This is a genomic window from Brevibacillus sp. (assembly GCF_003521185.1).
In the GTDB taxonomy this organism is placed as follows: domain Bacteria; phylum Bacillota; class Bacilli; order Brevibacillales; family Brevibacillaceae; genus Brevibacillus; species Brevibacillus parabrevis.
This window is the reverse complement of sequence record NZ_DOTK01000072.1, coordinates 1-14,916: the sequence shown is the minus strand read 5'-3', so window position 1 is coordinate 14,916 and position 14,916 is coordinate 1. Positions and strand designations below refer to the sequence as shown.

Sequence of the window (14,916 nt, the reverse complement as noted above, 5' to 3'; positions counted from 1 at the left end):
AAAAGGGTGGGGTGCTTGCTAGAACAGGGAAAAATCTCTTCCGCGCAGATGGGAAAAATGATTTTCCTGGCTGTCATTGCTTCGGCTGTTACAGCTGTGCCGAGTTATAGCGGAAAATACGCGCAAAATGATTTGTGGCTGTCGCCTGCCTGGGCGTCCTTGACCGGTTTTTTAACGGTGTATGCCGCCATAGCCTTGAACAAACTGTACCCGCAAAAATCCGTCGTCGAATACAGTACCGACATTATCGGTACGATTCCGGGAAAGCTGTTCGGGCTGCTCATCCTGTTTTTTTACATCCACATGACAGGATTGATCGCCAGAGGGTACGCCGAGTTTATCATCGGCAATTTTTTGCCGCAGACACCGATCAGCATCGTCATTATCACGATGATCGCCGTCTGCGCCTACGCTGTGAAAGCAGGAGTAGAATCGATCGGCAGGACGGCACAGCTCTTTTTCTTTTTCTTTATGTTTCCGCTCATTCTCATGCCTTTTTTGCTCCGGGACATGAAGCCCGATTTTCTGTTTCCCATGCTGGAACACGGCTTGCTCCCTTCGCTGAAAGGGGCACTGATCCCGCAAGGCTACTTCAGCGAGGCGTTTCTGATGAGCTTTTTTTTGCCCTTCGTGACCGATCGGGGCAAAGGCATGCGCTCGGGGATGCTGACGATTTTGGGAATTGCGCTGATGCTGACCTGTATCAATCTGTTTATTTTGCTGGTGTTCGGGACGCAGGCCGCGGATTACTTGTATCCGGTCATGGTTGCCTTTCGCTACATCAGCATTGCGGACTTCTTTGAAAATCTCGACTCTGTGGTCATGACCGTCTGGATTCTCGGGATGTTCGTCAAAATATCAATATTTTACTACGCTACTGTGCTGGGAACGAGTCAATGGCTCGGGCTTGCCGATTATCGCCCGATTGTGCTCCCGATCGGTATCCTCATCGCTGCCCTCAGCTTCTGGTCCATCCCCAACCTCAATCAGGCAAGTCGCTTCGATGTAATCTCGTTTCCGTTTTACGGGCCGCTCATGCAGACGATCTGTCCGCTGCTTTTGCTCGGTTTGGCCCTGCTGCGCAAAAAAGGCAAACAGCAAAGCCAAGCGCAAATGACCATGGCACCTGAACAAGCCCATACCCATACCGAAAAGCAAGAAGGATGAGAAACTATGCTTGAAACGGGAAAAATTTCAGCCTTGCAAATGGGGATGATTATCTATCCCGTGCTCGTGTCTACCGCGATGCTTGGAGGACCTAACGTCATGGCTCAAGCGGCCCGGAACGATTTGTGGCTCACGCCGTTTTGGTCATCGCTCATCGGCTTTCTCAGCGTGTTTATCGCGATCCAGCTGCATAAGCGGTTTCCCGGCATGACGATTATCGAGCAAGGAAAAGCAATCGCTGGAACGGTGCCATCTGCGATCATGGGCCTTTTGTACCTGCTCGTCTTGTTGCAGGTAAGCGGCGTCATCGTGCGCGAGTATGCGGATTTCATCGCGATTTTTTTGAAGGAAACGCCGCTCAGTGTCATTTCGTCCGCGCTGATTGTCGTCTGTGCTTTTGCCGTCAAAGGCGGGGTCGAAGTTCTCGGACGAACCGCGCAAGTTTTCTTTCCGATGTTCATTGTTCCGCTGCTGTTGATGATCGGCCTTGTGTTTCCTGCTCTGGACCCCGGCAATTTGTTTCCTGTCCTCGATCGCGGACTGTTGCCGTCGATCAAAGGGGCCATCACGCCGCTCGGCTGGTACAGCGAAGTGTTTTTGATTTCGTACTTGTTGCCGGTGCTCGCCAATCGCCCGCAGGGGACAAAAGCTGCGGTGTGGACTGTGGCAGGAGCGATGATTACCATGACTATCGTCAATTTGGTCACGCTGTTTTTGATGGGGGATGCTTTGCCGAATATTTTGTTTCCGATCATGGATACCGCCAGATATGTGAGTATTGCCGATTTTTTTGAGAACATGGAATCGGCTGTCATGGCGATCTGGGTGATCGGCGCCTTTATCAAAGTGTCGATGTTTTACTACGCGACGGTACTGGGAACAGCCCAATGCCTGAATCTCACCTGTTACCAGCCGCTTATTTGGCCGATCGGTTTTTTGATCGTGCTGTTCAGCTTTTGGGGAATCCCCAGCTTCGCGGAGCTGGGGGCGATCACCCTGATTGCGATTCCCGCCATCCTCGCGTGGTCTTTCTGCTTCTGGCCGGGCTGCCTGCTGCTTTATGCAATCGTGCGTGGAAAGCGCAGCAAAGCGAAGGAGGTTCCGTCAGGATGAGAGGAGTCGTTCTGGTTTTGCTGGTTTCCTGTGCGCTGCTTGGCGGATGCTGGGATCGGACGGAAGTCAACGACCTCGCAATCATTACCGCTGCTGCTGTGGACAAGGCGGGAAAAGACGAAATCGACCTGAGCATCCAAGTGTTTATTCCAAAAGAAGTGGGAGGAGGCGGGCTGGGAGTGCCGACGGGCAGCTCGACCAGGGAGCTGACCACGGTTCTGAGCGGAAAAGGAATCAATATTGCCGACGCGATGTCCAAAGTGCAGGCGAAGCTCTCTCGCAAAGTGTTCTGGGGGCACTGCAAAATTTATTTGTTCGGCGAAGAGATCGCCCGGGAAGGGATAGCCGATCATATTGATTTTCTCGTGCGTCATCCTGAACCACGCAATCGTGCCTATTTGTACATATCAAAAGGAAAAGCAGTCGAGACACTCGGAATCGAAAGCGTCCTGGAGCGCTCTACAGCAGAAGCGTTGCGCGAATACGCGAGCCTGCATATCGGCATGCCTGTAACCTTGATCGACTTTCGCAACATGCTCAAAAGCGAGGCGCAAGCAGTAGCCATTCCCTATATACAGGAAGGGAACAAATTGAAAGACAAGGAGCAAATCCAGAAAAACACGCCGCTGCTCGGAACCGCCATTTTTAAACAGGACAAGCTGGCAGGAGTCTTGACATCGAAAGCTACGAGGGGGCTGCTCTGGCTGCGCAATGAAATCACCCGGGCATCCATCAGCGTAGACCTGCCAGAGGGACAAGGGCTTGTCTCTGTCGTACCGATTCGGGCGACGACCAAGCTGATTCCGCGCATTGCGAATGGAAAGTGGTCGATTTTGGTCAAAATTGATACGGAAGGCGACATCGTGGAAAACGCGACGAAGCTGAACATGATGGAGCCGAGCAGCATCGCGCTCGTGCAGAAATCGGTCAACGACGAAATCAAGTCGCGCATCAGGCTTGCTCTCTTTCATTTGCAAAAGGAGTTTGACGCGGACGCGGGCAATTTTGCCGCTGTTTTTCACCGGAAGTATCCGCAGGAGTGGGAGCAAGCGAAACCGATGTGGGACGTGCTCTACCCGCAAATTGATGTGAACATACAGGTTCAGGCCGCTGTCCGCCGACCCGGACTGATTTCCCGACCTGCTGGCTCAACCGATGAGCATGGAAAAGCGGAAAAGTAGCAAACGAGCATGTACCACGCAACGTACCAAATCTCGCAGGAGGTGGATGAAGTGGGTGGGAGGTGGCTGGATTTTCTCATAGGCTCCTTTGTTGGCACGCTGGTCGCAGGCATCTTGTTTACGCTTCTTGGAATTGTCACGTTTCGCCCGCTGGTACAGTGGTTGCTCGGCCGCTTTATGAAAAGGTTGATGTCGGATCGCTACCCGGAAAATATTTTTGAAATGGTATCGGCCTTGACCAAAGTCAGCCCGCGCTACGTCCTGGAAAACAGCCTGCGGGCGACGACAGGGCAAGCGATTGAGCGGCCTTTTGGCAGTCCGCGCAAGTTTCTCAACTTTGATGGCTTGATTTTTTCTCCGGCCCAGCTGGCGGTGCTGCCGGCTGATGAAGATGCCGAGGTCGACATGAAGCTGACGATTGGCCCAAAGGCAAAAAGACCGCTAACATTGGATATCCCCTTGATGCCCGGAGCAATGGGATTTGGCATCGGGATCAGCGAAAGTGTAAAGATTGCCATGGCAAAAGGAGCGGCGGCAGCGGGATCGTTGAGCAATACGGGAGAAGGGCCGCTTTTGCCGGAGGAGCGCAAATACGCCAAGCACCTCATCATTCAGTACAACTCGGGAAAATGGTCCAAGGAACCGGAAATATTGCGGCAGGCGGATGCGATTGAGATTCATTTCGGACAAGGAGCGACCGCAGCCGCAGCCAGCTTCATTCCTTGCGAGTACATCACGGGCAAAGCCAGCCAATTGATGGGCGTCGAGGGAGAAGAAATGGTCGTCATCCCGTCCCGGCAGCCTGAAGTCAACAGCCCGGAAGACTTGCGCAAGCTGGTCGACAAGCTGCGCACGATGACAGACGGGATTCCGATTGGCGTGAAAATATGCGCAAGCGCTGTCCTGGAGCAAGACTTGGAAATCTCCATCCAGGCTGGGGTTGATTTTATCAGTATTGATGGTGGGCAGGCAGGGACAAAGGGCGGCCCGCCGATTTTGGAGGACGACTTCGGTTTGCCGACGATTTACGCGCTTAGCCGGGCGATTCACTATTTGAAAGAGCGCGGGGTCAAAGACCAGATTACACTGCTCTCGGGCGGCGGCTATACGACTCCGGGCGAGTGTCTGAAGGCAATCGCGCTGGGGGCAGACGGCATTTTCATGGGAACGGCGATGCTCTGGGCGATGACGCATGATCAGGTGACAAAGGCGATTCCCTGGGAGCCGCCGACTGAGCTGACGAACTATCCGGGGAAGCTCAAGGACAAATTCGACCCGGAGCAGGCTGCCAAGTATTTGACGAATTTTTTGCTTGCTTTTGTGGATGAAATGGAAATCGCGCTGCTTGCCATGGGGAAAACCTCTTTAAAAGAAGTGACGTCAGACGATCTCGTAGCCCTGGATGAGCTGACGAGCAAAGTGACGAAAGTACCGCTTGCCTTCCAGACGTCTGCGGAAACGGCGGAAAGCGGCATATAGGCAAGAGCAAACGGAATTGGGGAGGGGTTCGCATGAGTCAGGGAATCATTCCGATCAAGGAACAACGACAGCATAAAGGCTGGATGATGACGCAGACGTGGGAGCATTTGCTGTTCGCTCACTGGGCTGTCTCGCCCGACCAGGTGCGCAGCCTGATTCCGGCGGGCCTCGAACTGGATACATACGGTGGGCATGCCTGGATTAGCGTCATTCCTTTTCTGCTGACCGGAGTGCGGCTCCGTCGCCTGTTCCCTGTTCCGTACGTCACTTCCTTCCCCGAAATCAATGTGCGAACGTATGTGAAAGCAGGCGAGAAAGCGGGCGTCTACTTTTTGTCTCTGGACACATCCCATCTGCTTGTGACAAAAATCGCCAAATACTGGTATCGGCTGCCTTATTATCCTGCGCGGATGGACTTTCGCGCCGAGCAAAATCAGATCGATTTTCAGTCCCGGCGCCTATCCGCTCGCGGCGCTTCGCCGGTGTTCCACGGCAGCTACTGGCCTGTGTCGGAGCCAATACTAGCACGGTCGGGAACGCTGGAGCACTGGCTGACGGAACGCTACACGCTCTATTGTCAGTGCAAGCGCACGAACCAACTGCACTACGCCGACGTGTATCATGAGCCGTGGCTGTTACAGACAGCCGCAGCGCGCTTTCGCGAAAACTCGATGCCGATGCCGTTCTCGCTGGACGTAAAGGAGCAGCCCGATTTGATGCTGTATGCCCGCGGGGTTCAAAGCTTTGTTTGGCCGCTGCAGAAGCTGATCTCTTCTACGCAAGGAGAAAACAGCCGATGAAGAAGCGGCTTGCCCTCGTTCTTTGGCTATGCTGTGCCTGTCTTGGCGGCTGCTGGGACCGCGTCGAAATCAATGATGTGGCGCTCGTGACAGCAGTCGCAATGGACTTCGTATCGGATCGCGCTGTGGAGCTGTCTGTGCAAGTATTCGTTCCGCGCTCACTCAGCGGCGGGGATGGAGGAGCAAACGAAGCGATGACGCTGATCCGTTCTGCGGAAGGCGTCAATATTGCCGACGCGATGTCCAAAGTGCAGCTAAAAATACCGCGAAAGGTGTTCTGGGGCCACTGCAAGGTGTACATTTACGGACAAGAGCTGGCCAGGCACGGCTTGGAAGAGTATATCGACTATTACGCCCGCCACCCGGAACCGCGCAACCGGGCTTTTATGTATGTAAGCAAAGGAAAAGCAAGCGAGCTGCTGAAGATTATGCCGCCGCTCGAACGCTATTCGGCGGAAGTCGTGCGCAAGCTGTCCGAACTGGAGGTCGGGCTTGAAGTCACGCTGCTCGATTTGCAGAAAATGTTTGCAAGTCCGACGAATGCGGCCGCCTTGCCGATGATTGACATGATGAAGCCGCCGAAAAAAGAGCGTCCGCAAGCGACCAATCCGTATTTGTTTGGCACAGCCGTGTTCAAAAACGGCAAAATGATCGGCGCTTTGTCCGACCGGACGACGCGAGGGGTGCTATGGCTCAGAGACGAGGTATCGAGCACGACAGTCACGATCAAGATCAAAGACGAGCGAGGCTTCGTGTCACTAAACCCGATTCGGGAAAAGACCAAATTGACACCGCTGATTGAAAACGGGAAATGGAAGATGCTCGTCGATATTGAAACAGAGGGAGACATTGTGCAAAATGGCACAAAGCTGACCTTGAACACTCCGGAGCAAATTGCCCGGGCAGAGGAAGGGATGCGCGAAGACATCCAGACGAGAATCAGGCTGGCCCTCTCCCAGGTACAAAAAGAGTTCAAGGCAGACATTGTCAATTTCGGCCGGGAGTTTCACCGGAAATACCCGAAGGAGTTTGCAGCCGTGCGCGAAAACTGGGACCAAGTATTTTCCGAGCTGGAAGTGGAAACAAAGATCAAGGCTTTCATCCGGCGGCCCGGTCTGATTTCCGTCCCTGGCGGCTTGCCTGAGGCAGAAGTACAAACAAACTAAGATAGGACATGTGCTAAAAGACCGATGTCACGCCACGACGTCGGTTTTTTTGTGTGCGCGAAGGCCAAAAGCGGGATAAACATAGGCTTTTTTAACCAGACGAGTACCCCGTATGCGGACTTGCTTGGCGCAGGCGGGATGGTTATGATGATAGGATGACACTTGTTAATCATACAGGAAGGATCTGGTAGTTTCATGAGTCGCAAAGAACGCATAGCCGAACTGGATCTCATTCGCGGCTTTGCCTTTCTCGCTGTCGTCTATCAACACGTCATCGGCATTTTTATCAGAGAGCAGGGCTTGAGCGAACAGACGGCTATCGTATACGGAATGTTGTTTCACTTGCTAAAATTCGCCGTTCCGGCCTTTATTTTCATCACGGGGTTGGTGTTATTTTACAACTATTGTGAAAAGGTGAACTACATCGGCTTTATGCGCAAGCGGGTAACGGAAATTTTGGTGCCATACGGGATCTGGTCGGCGGTTTACATGTCTCTGCAAACATGGCCGCAAGGATGGGAGAGCAGCTTTTTCCGGACGGTGATCAAAAACCTCGTGACGGGAACCTCCTCCTACCATTTATGGTTTGTCGTCATGATCTTCCAGTTTTATTTGCTTTATCCGCTGTGGCAAAAGCTGTTTCGCTTTTTGCATCGTCTCGTCGTGAATCGCACCCGGTTTGTCGTGGTCGGCGCCTTGCTTGCTGTCGTATACGGCGGCTTGATGTGGTTTTCGGCTCGCTACGTTCCTGCGCATATGGCCGACTTTGGCGGCGGGCCGCTTGAGCTGTACATGATCAAGTACCGCGACCGCAACGCTTTCTACTACTTCTTTTACTTTTTGTTGGGGGGCGTGGCAGCTGTGGCTTTGCCTGCTTTCCGCGCATGGATCGGCAAGCGCTGGATGTGGATTGCGGCAGCGTTTTGCCTGTTGTACGGCTGGATTGGCTACGAGCTGCTTCAGGTGTTTGCCAGCGGAAGCATTAGCCTGAATGTGGCGACATCGCTCAAGCCGTCCATGTTTTTGTACACGGTGGCGTCGCTTCTTGGCGTTTACGGCTTGGCGCTCTTGATCGGGAAAAAGCAATTGGCTGTGACGCATTGGCTCAGCCTTGTCGGCAAGTATTCGTACGGCGCTTATTTGATGCACGCGCTGGTCTTGACTTACCTTATGAAAGCCGTGCGCGGCATCGGTTTGTTTCACACGGGAGTGATCGGCAGTCTGGTCGTTTTTGTCCTGTGCGCCGCTGTTTCGTTTTTCCTGTCGTACGGGCTGGGAAGACTGCCGTTTGGCGCTCTGCTCGTAGGAGCTGCCGAGAAAAAACGGGTGAGTGAACCTGCGAAAAAACAGCTGCCACACGCAGGATAATGGAGAGGATTTCGGCACGTGTGGATGGAACAGTAGTAGGAGTACGAGAGGAGGAAAGAATTACCCCATGCTGTTCGCCTACATTCAGTTGGCCCTATCAATGGCATTGGTAGGAATGAACATTTCCATCGGAAAAGAAATGGTTTCGCACGTGCCCGTTTTCCTGTTTTCCGAGCTGCGGTTCCTGATCGCGATCGCGATTTTGCTGCCGTTGCTCTTTTGGCGCGGCGAGTGGAAGTCGTCCTGGAGCAAGGAAGAGGGGAGCGTCCTGTTCTGGCAGTCGTTTTTCGGCGTCTTTCTGTTCAGTGTTTGCATGCTGTACGGCGTGCAGTGGACGACCGCTACAGCCGCAGGGATTATTACGAGCACGGTTCCAGCCTGCATCGCTCTGTTTTCCTTCTGGATTCTCAAGGAAAAGCTTCAACTGAACAACATGCTGGCGCTTGCCCTTTCCGTGGGCGGAATCAGCCTGATTACGTTTACGGGAGGAGCACAGGAGCAGTCGCTGGCGAGTATGCTGGGCAACCTGCTTGTGTTTTTGGCTGTCGTCAGCGAAGCGCTGTTCACGATTTTTGCCAAGCGCTTGTCAGGCAAAATTACCCCGTTTCAGATGACCGCCGCGATCAACGCCATCAGCTTTGTCATGTTTTTGCCGTTTGCGATCTGGGAGGCGGTTCGCTTCGATTGGGGAGCCGTACCGGCCCATATATGGTGGCTGTTGCTTTATTACGCGGTTACGGCGAGTGTGCTCTCGTTCTTCCTCTGGTACAACGGAGTGGCGAAGGTGGAGGCATCCAAGGCTGGCTTGTTTACCGGAATGATGCCGATTAGCGCAGCGCTCGTTGCCGTGCTGTTTTTGAACGAAGCGTTTACGTGGATGCATGGGGTCGGGATGGTTCTGGTGCTTGCCTCGATTTTTGCAGGAACGCAGCGGATTCGGGGTACCGAGACGAAAATAGAGGGATAATTCAGTTTGTTGAAAAATATGAATAAGCCGCGGCAGGGGTTGACCTAGCTGGGCGGAGTCGTCGAGCCGTGATTGGCGGCGCGAGCTTTTCGATTCTCGGCGGGATTTACGCGTCAGGCTTTCCGTTCATCGGGCTGGTGACGCTCGTGGAAAAACAGCAGAAACATCGCGGCAGACAAGAAAAAAAGCGCTTTGGCTAGAGGGCCAAAACGCTTTTTGTGCTTATTTTGCCACTGCTTTTTCCAAGTCTTTGACGCCGCTGTAGATCAATTGGAACAGATCGTCGATGTTGTCCTCTTCGATGCAAGAGAAAGCGATGCGCAGATCGGTTTGGCCGAGAGCGATCGTACCTACGCCGTACTGTTCCAGCAAGTGCTGGCGCAATGCTTCCGCTTCGACGGTTTTCAGCTTGAGGCACATGAAGTAACCGGAGTTGAACGGATAGTAGCCCCAGGCGTCGTCGAATTTGCCGCTGTCGAGCAGTTGCTTCACGCGGTTGGCGCGGCCTCTCATGATTTCCAGCTTCTCCTGTTTTTGTGCCTTGAACTCAGGAGAGGTGAGAGCTTGCAGGACGAATGTTTGCGATGGGTGAGATCCGCTGGAAATGGTTGCGCGGATAATGCCCAATGTTTTTTGCTCCAGCGCGGCGAGCAGGTCGCTGGAAGGAGCTGCATATGTGATAAAGCCGACGCGGAAGCCCCAAACGTATTCTTCTTTGGTCGCGCCATCTACTTTAATAGGGAGGATGCGCGGATGTACGTTTGCCAGGCTAGGGAACAGCGACTCGTGCATGGAGTCTTCGAAGAACAGGCCAAAGTACGCATCGTCTGTTACGGCTACGATGTTGATGCCCGCTTCTGCTCCTTCTTTGAGCGCTGCCACGATTTGACGGCCTTCTTCTGCCCCTGGCGTGTACCCTGTCGGGTTGTTCGGGAAGTTCAGGACGACAATCGCTTTTCCTTTATCTTTTTGCGCCAAAATCGCTTCACGCAATCCGGAGGCATTAAACTTCATCTCATCGTTATACAATGGATAGTAGACCATTTCAGCACCGCGACGGATGGAGAAAGTCAGCTCGTAGTTTTCCCAGTTTTTGTCCGGGATGATGACGCTGTCGCCGTTGTCCGCAAACAGGTCTGCAACCACGCTCAGGCCGTGGGTCAAAGCGTTGGTGACAATCGGATTGCTGAACGTCAGGTTCGCCAGCGAAGGCTGTTCCTCCATCATTTTTTGCCGCCATGCTGCACGCAGCTCAGGCTTTCCGGCGGGAGGAGCGTACTCGTACAAATCTTTTGGCGCATAGGCCGACAGATTGTCTTGAATCACTTTCAGGTGCATCGGTTGGCCGTTTTCCAGGGCGATCCCAATTGTTGCATTGTATTTTTTCGCTTTTGCTTTCGCTTCAGCCGATTGGCTCAGAATTCCTTCTTTTGGAAAGTAAATCAGCTTGCCGATGTTGGACATCATCTCAAAAACGTGTGGATTTTCCCGCTGAATCGTCTCATTCAGCTGTGATGCCAGTGAATGCATGGTAGCCTCCCTCTTCCTTTGGAACATCTGTTTATCATCAACAATAAAGATAGCGCATCTACATGCATTTGTCATCTAGCAGGCAGGGATTTTTCAGATTTTTGAACGGATTCTTTTGACAATGGGTGAAAACGTTTGCTACGTTGTAAACACATAGAGGGGCAGGAGGGATTGTACCGATGGCAGAACGGAGTATCGTTCTATTAGGGAATCCGATTTTGCGCGACAGGTCGAGAAAAGTGACATCCATGACTCCCCAGACAGAAACGATTTTGCAAGACATGAAGCATACGCTGTACGCCAAAAAAGGACGGGCCGGATTGTCGGCTGTGCAAATCGGCGTTTTGCAGCGGCTGGTTGTGCTGGATTGCGGCAGCGGCCTTGTCGAGCTGATCAACCCGGAGATTGTGGACGTGAGCGGCGTTCAGATAGGTCCAGAAGCTTGCCTGTCGATTCCGGGGGTGATCGGGATCGTGAGTCGGGCACGCTCTGTAAAAGTGCGGACAGAGACGCGCAGCGGCGAGAAGCACGTCTTTGAGGCAGAAGATTTTTTCGCGCGTTGTCTTCAGCATGAGCTGGATCATCTGGAAGGAATTTTGTTCATCGATCACGTAGAAGCACTGTACTCTGCGAAAACGGGCAAACAGCTCAGGCCAAAAGACGCCAATGCGATCCTGGCATACAGAAGAGACGTCTACCGACAAGCATGACAAGCGCTTGATGTTTTGTGACAACAAGGAGAATGACAAATGAAGCGTTGGAACATCGTATTAACAGGGTTCGGAACCGTAGGCAAGCAAATCGCGCGACTGCTGCAAGAACGTAAGGACCGTTACCGCCAGTTGTACCAGGCCGACGTCAGGCTTGTCGGCGTCGCCCGCTCAATTGGCAGCTTATACGATCCGCATGGACTTGCGGAAGAGGGCTTGAACGCATTTGCCCAAGAAAAGAAAGCGGTTGATTCGGCATGGAACGCCGAAGCATGGTTGGCGAAAACAGAAGCGGACATCTTGATCGAAGCCGGGCCGTCCGATGTCCAAACGGGAGGAGCGAGCCTTGGCTTTATCCGCCAGGCGCTTACAAAAGGAATGCACGCCATTGCCGTGTCAAAAGGTGCGCTCGTCGTCGATTACAGCGGCTTGTCCGCTTTGGCAAAAGAGCAAGGCGTCCAGTTGAAAATCAGCGGGGCGACTGCGGCGGCTTTGCCGACCATCGACCTGTTTACCTACAATTTGGCTGGCTGTGAAATCAGGCACGTAGAAGGCATTTTTACCGGAACGACCAATTTTGTGCTGACGAGCATGATGGAAGAAGGGATCAGCAGCGAAGAGGCGATCCGGCGGGCGCAAGCGATGGGAATCGCAGAGCCTGACCCGACATATGACATCGAAGGCTTTGACACCGCATCCAAGCTGACGATTTTGGCCAATGCTGCGTTCGCTGCTCCAATCAAGCTGTCCGACATCCCGCGGGCCAGCGTACGCGAGGTGACACCAGAACAAATAGCGGAGTGGAAACAAAGCGGGCGTGTGCCCAAGCTGGTCGGGACGATCAGGCCGACTGCGGACGGGATTCAAGCGGCTGTAGAATTGAAAGCGGTTGAAGCGAGCCACCCTTTTGCCCGTGTAAAAGGCACTACGAAGGCGATTCGGGTCGAAACCGATGTGATGGGAGAGGTGATGGTGGTCGGCGGGAAGTCAGACCCTGTAGCAGCGGCAGCCGCAGCGCTGAAAGACCTGGAACATATTCTCAGCAAGTAAAAGCGCAGTTCCTAAACGGCAACAGCTCTGAGCAAGCTTCGTCTCTTTTCCAGCGATCGGCAGGCATGTATTTGCTGCTTTCACGCGCATACTACCGATGTACCACAAACACAAACTATATCCAAATTAGCGGCGAGGGGGCCATACGATGAAACAATCATCTGATGTCAATGCCGAACTGCAACAAGTTTCTGCCTATCCGACCAAACAGAAGATGAACCAAAAGGATGTCGCTCTGTTTGACGAGCAGAAAGGTTGCGGCTGCACCCCCGAAGCGAAAAACGCGGCAAATACGGAGCAAGGCTAGCTCCACACGAGAAAAGCCGGGTCTCTTTGTGCGAAGAGAAACCCGGCTTTCGTGTGAAACGATTGTTTTATCCGATAAATTCTTGAACCCAGTAGCCGTTCGTGTATCCGACACCGATTTTGGTAAAGGCCGGGTTCATAATGTTTTTGCGGTGGCCATCACTGTTCATCCATTGCGTCATGACTTCTTCAGGGCTGCGTTGACCCATGGCGATGTTCTCGCCCGCAGTCATATAAGAGATGCCAAACTGCTTCATCATGTCAAATGGCGAACCGTACGTAGGGCTTGTATGGTCGAAGTAGTTGTTGTTCGACATGTCCGCTGCTTTTGCAAGTGCCACTTTGGACAAAGAAGCGTCCATCGTCACGGGAGCCAGTCCTGCTTTTGCGCGTTCCTGATTGACGAGATCAGCGACTTGCTTGGCGAAATCTCCTGTTTTAGCCTGGTCAGCTTGTCCGGTTGGAGCCGCAGGTGTAGTTGCAACTGGTTGCGCAGGTGCTTGCGGTGCTGTTTGCGCTGGTTTTTGTACGGGCTTTTGCACTGGCTGCTGCTGAACAGGTACTTGCTTTACTGGTGGAACAACAACCTGATTTTGCTGGGCATTGGATGCAAAAGGCAATTGTCCCGCATATGGAATCCATTGATAGGAAAATTGATATGGTGTACTGTTACCGTTTTTCAACGGGCAGTTTGCGGAAGTTGCAGCAGAAGCAGAAGTAGTAAATCCGGTCAAGGCCAAGCCCAATCCCAGAGTCATGGCGATGGCAGTAGCTCCAAAACGTTTCATATTCACATCGTCTCCTTTTTTTGGCCTACGAGGTTAGTTGTCGGATTCGGGTTGAGAAAACAACCCTACGCTCCTTCGAGCGATTCACCCCATAGCGGATTTTGTTGATCCGCGTAAAAGATCCCCCGCACTTCCATTCGTGAGGAAGTTTCGGCGTATTGGTTTGGCATGACCCAGAATATCAGACCATCCCGCCCGAAATAAAGGAGTAATATCTGCCAATCTGCTGGAAACGTTGGTGCTAGTGCGTTTATTTCGCTTCGTCTTCGTCGTCCTTCCACGCTGTCAATCCGCCGAGCAGCGCTTTTGCCTCATATCCGTGCTCGCGCAGCAAAGCTGCCGCTTTTTGGGCTTTATTTCCCGTTGTGCATACAGTGATGATCTGTCTTTCTTTGACGGCCCGTTCTGTTTCTTCATCTAATAGTTTGTCGCCCTGCGCAAGCATGTGCACGTAAGGAACATTTCGCGTGTCAGCGAATTTGCTTTCCACACTGCCTGTCTGAAATTTGGCTTCGTCGCGAACATCAAGGAACAAAATCGGAGTACCCTTTTCCAAAAGTTGCTTGATTTCTTGCTTTGTATACACTTCTTTTGACATGAATCATCCCTCCAGAACCTTAGTGTATCAGGTGAGAAACGGGCCGTGTAGCATCTAAATAGTTGATTATAGCGTATTTGTATGATAGAATGATAGTATTACTTGAATAATTAAGCCTAATTCATCGAGGTGCATAATGATGCTGATGGATAACGTTTTTGGATTCCCGATTCACACTGGCGCGGTCATCGGAGCCGCAAGGATGGGAGAGAGGAAGGGCTTTCGTCGTTTTAGGTTTTCAAAAAGTTTTGGTTTTAACATGGCAGTTCCGTCCTATGACACTTTCATATTGTCGAAGTAGAATAAATTCACATATCATGAAGGCGTATTGCAATCAGATGTTGGAGTATTTCTTCATGATATGTGAGCTTTATTTGCCTCGGTAAATATGACTGCATATTCAAATTGACTTTTGGAGGTTTTTTTACATGCAATCGAACGGAACAGTTAAATGGTTTAACGCAGAAAAAGGTTATGGCTTTATTCAAGTAGAAGGCGGAGACGACGTTTTCGTACACTACAGCGCAATCCAAGGTGACGGCTTCAAAACTTTGGAAGAAGGTCAACGCGTTCAGTTCAACATCGTAACTGGCAACCGTGGCCCACAAGCTGAGAACGTAACAAAACTGTAAACCTCCTTTATAAAAGAAACTGTCCTGAGTGGGCAGTTTCTTTTTTGGTGCGCCCAGCATG

General features: G+C 52.3%; 16 protein-coding genes and 1 riboswitch. Of the genes, 13 read left to right on the top strand and 3 right to left on the bottom strand.

What is annotated here, in order from left to right; translation table 11 throughout:
* The first annotated feature begins 6 nt into the window (after positions 1 to 6).
* From DEP07_RS21685 to DEP07_RS21645, 9 genes are all read left to right on the top strand, one after another.
* Positions 7 to 1,167, top strand: coding sequence for a GerAB/ArcD/ProY family transporter (locus DEP07_RS21685; protein ID WP_122966856.1), 1,161 nt, complete (start codon positions 7 to 9; stop codon positions 1,165 to 1,167).
* A gap of 6 nt (positions 1,168 to 1,173) precedes the next feature.
* On the top strand, positions 1,174 to 2,280 hold the full coding sequence (locus DEP07_RS21680; RefSeq protein WP_122966855.1) for a GerAB/ArcD/ProY family transporter: 1,107 nt from the start codon (positions 1,174 to 1,176) through the stop codon (positions 2,278 to 2,280).
* Positions 2,277 to 3,461: a Ger(x)C family spore germination protein gene (locus DEP07_RS21675; RefSeq protein WP_173599327.1), complete on the top strand. Its 1,185-nt coding sequence runs from the start codon at positions 2,277 to 2,279 to the stop codon at positions 3,459 to 3,461. The genes DEP07_RS21680 and DEP07_RS21675 overlap by 4 nt, the downstream gene beginning before the upstream one ends.
* Positions 3,462 to 3,512: 51 nt before the next feature.
* On the top strand, positions 3,513 to 4,940 hold the full coding sequence (locus DEP07_RS21670; RefSeq protein WP_173599328.1) for an FMN-binding glutamate synthase family protein: 1,428 nt from the start codon (positions 3,513 to 3,515) through the stop codon (positions 4,938 to 4,940).
* Positions 4,941 to 4,972: 32 nt separating this feature from the next.
* Positions 4,973 to 5,740, top strand: coding sequence for a YqjF family protein (locus tag DEP07_RS21665; protein ID WP_173599329.1), 768 nt, complete (start codon positions 4,973 to 4,975; stop codon positions 5,738 to 5,740).
* Positions 5,737 to 6,906, top strand: coding sequence for a Ger(x)C family spore germination protein (locus tag DEP07_RS21660; protein ID WP_173599330.1), 1,170 nt, complete (start codon positions 5,737 to 5,739; stop codon positions 6,904 to 6,906). The genes DEP07_RS21665 and DEP07_RS21660 overlap by 4 nt, the downstream gene beginning before the upstream one ends.
* Positions 6,907 to 7,101: 195 nt before the next feature.
* Positions 7,102 to 8,274 (top strand): acyltransferase, encoded by a 1,173-nt coding sequence (locus DEP07_RS21655; protein ID WP_287103000.1) that lies wholly within the window; start codon positions 7,102 to 7,104, stop codon positions 8,272 to 8,274.
* A gap of 67 nt (positions 8,275 to 8,341) precedes the next feature.
* A complete protein-coding gene (locus tag DEP07_RS21650) occupies positions 8,342 to 9,241 on the top strand; it encodes a DMT family transporter (RefSeq protein WP_287102999.1) in 900 nt (299 codons plus the stop codon).
* Positions 9,242 to 9,309: 68 nt separating this feature from the next.
* Positions 9,310 to 9,441: a hypothetical protein gene (locus DEP07_RS21645; RefSeq protein WP_287102998.1), complete on the top strand. Its 132-nt coding sequence runs from the start codon at positions 9,310 to 9,312 to the stop codon at positions 9,439 to 9,441.
* 22 nt (positions 9,442 to 9,463) lie between these two features.
* Here DEP07_RS21645 and DEP07_RS21640 read toward each other — a convergent pair whose 3' ends face one another.
* Positions 9,464 to 10,771: an aminotransferase class I/II-fold pyridoxal phosphate-dependent enzyme gene (locus DEP07_RS21640; protein WP_122966849.1), complete on the bottom strand. Its 1,308-nt coding sequence runs from the start codon at positions 10,769 to 10,771 to the stop codon at positions 9,464 to 9,466.
* 179 nt (positions 10,772 to 10,950) lie between these two features.
* On the opposite strand from DEP07_RS21640, the gene def reads away from it, so the two are divergent.
* From def to DEP07_RS21625, 3 genes are all read left to right on the top strand, one after another.
* Positions 10,951 to 11,481 carry a peptide deformylase gene (gene def, locus DEP07_RS21635; protein WP_173599332.1) on the top strand — a complete coding sequence of 177 codons (531 nt, stop codon included), beginning with the start codon at positions 10,951 to 10,953 and terminating at the stop codon, positions 11,479 to 11,481.
* Positions 11,482 to 11,520: 39 nt separating this feature from the next.
* Complete coding sequence (locus tag DEP07_RS21630; RefSeq protein ID WP_287102997.1) at positions 11,521 to 12,531, top strand: homoserine dehydrogenase; 1,011 nt, start codon at positions 11,521 to 11,523, stop codon at positions 12,529 to 12,531.
* 148 nt (positions 12,532 to 12,679) lie between these two features.
* The gene (locus tag DEP07_RS21625) at positions 12,680 to 12,838 is read left to right on the top strand and encodes a hypothetical protein (protein ID WP_167470398.1); all 159 of its coding nucleotides are present in this window, start codon (positions 12,680 to 12,682) and stop codon (positions 12,836 to 12,838) included.
* 67 nt (positions 12,839 to 12,905) lie between these two features.
* On the opposite strand, the gene DEP07_RS21620 is transcribed toward DEP07_RS21625, so the two are convergent.
* Together DEP07_RS21620 and DEP07_RS21615 are read right to left on the bottom strand one after the other, a co-directional pair.
* On the bottom strand, positions 12,906 to 13,625 hold the full coding sequence (locus DEP07_RS21620) for a CAP domain-containing protein (protein ID WP_173597372.1): 720 nt from the start codon (positions 13,623 to 13,625) through the stop codon (positions 12,906 to 12,908).
* A 7-nt stretch (positions 13,626 to 13,632) separates the two neighbouring features.
* Positions 13,633 to 13,791: riboswitch (cyclic di-AMP (ydaO/yuaA leader) on the bottom strand.
* An 84-nt stretch (positions 13,792 to 13,875) separates the two neighbouring features.
* Positions 13,876 to 14,223, bottom strand: a complete 348-nt coding sequence (locus DEP07_RS21615) for a rhodanese-like domain-containing protein (RefSeq protein WP_281869196.1) — start codon at positions 14,221 to 14,223, stop codon at positions 13,876 to 13,878.
* A 428-nt stretch (positions 14,224 to 14,651) separates the two neighbouring features.
* On the opposite strand from DEP07_RS21615, the gene DEP07_RS21610 reads away from it, so the two are divergent.
* The gene (locus DEP07_RS21610) at positions 14,652 to 14,855 is read left to right on the top strand and encodes a cold-shock protein (protein ID WP_063231283.1); all 204 of its coding nucleotides are present in this window, start codon (positions 14,652 to 14,654) and stop codon (positions 14,853 to 14,855) included.
* Positions 14,856 to 14,916: the final 61 nt, after the last annotated feature.

What these genes read in the sequence shown, in the direction of transcription:
- DEP07_RS21680 (WP_122966855.1), top strand. Translation starts at nt 1,174, where the DNA reads ATGCTTGAAACGGGAAAAATTTCAGCCTTGCAAATGGGGATGATTATC.
- DEP07_RS21675 (WP_173599327.1), top strand. Translation starts at nt 2,277, where the DNA reads ATGAGAGGAGTCGTTCTGGTTTTGCTGGTTTCCTGTGCGCTGCTTGGC.
- DEP07_RS21665 (WP_173599329.1), top strand. Translation starts at nt 4,973, where the DNA reads ATGAGTCAGGGAATCATTCCGATCAAGGAACAACGACAGCATAAAGGC.
- DEP07_RS21660 (WP_173599330.1), top strand. Translation starts at nt 5,737, where the DNA reads ATGAAGAAGCGGCTTGCCCTCGTTCTTTGGCTATGCTGTGCCTGTCTT.
- DEP07_RS21655 (WP_287103000.1), top strand. Translation starts at nt 7,102, where the DNA reads ATGAGTCGCAAAGAACGCATAGCCGAACTGGATCTCATTCGCGGCTTT.
- DEP07_RS21650 (WP_287102999.1), top strand. Translation starts at nt 8,342, where the DNA reads ATGCTGTTCGCCTACATTCAGTTGGCCCTATCAATGGCATTGGTAGGA.
- DEP07_RS21640 (WP_122966849.1), bottom strand. Translation starts at nt 10,771, where the DNA reads ATGCATTCACTGGCATCACAGCTGAATGAGACGATTCAGCGGGAAAAT.
- def (WP_173599332.1), top strand. Translation starts at nt 10,951, where the DNA reads ATGGCAGAACGGAGTATCGTTCTATTAGGGAATCCGATTTTGCGCGAC.
- DEP07_RS21630 (WP_287102997.1), top strand. Translation starts at nt 11,521, where the DNA reads ATGAAGCGTTGGAACATCGTATTAACAGGGTTCGGAACCGTAGGCAAG.
- DEP07_RS21625 (WP_167470398.1), top strand. Translation starts at nt 12,680, where the DNA reads ATGAAACAATCATCTGATGTCAATGCCGAACTGCAACAAGTTTCTGCC.
- DEP07_RS21620 (WP_173597372.1), bottom strand. Translation starts at nt 13,625, where the DNA reads ATGAAACGTTTTGGAGCTACTGCCATCGCCATGACTCTGGGATTGGGC.
- DEP07_RS21615 (WP_281869196.1), bottom strand. Translation starts at nt 14,223, where the DNA reads ATGTCAAAAGAAGTGTATACAAAGCAAGAAATCAAGCAACTTTTGGAA.
- DEP07_RS21610 (WP_063231283.1), top strand. Translation starts at nt 14,652, where the DNA reads ATGCAATCGAACGGAACAGTTAAATGGTTTAACGCAGAAAAAGGTTAT.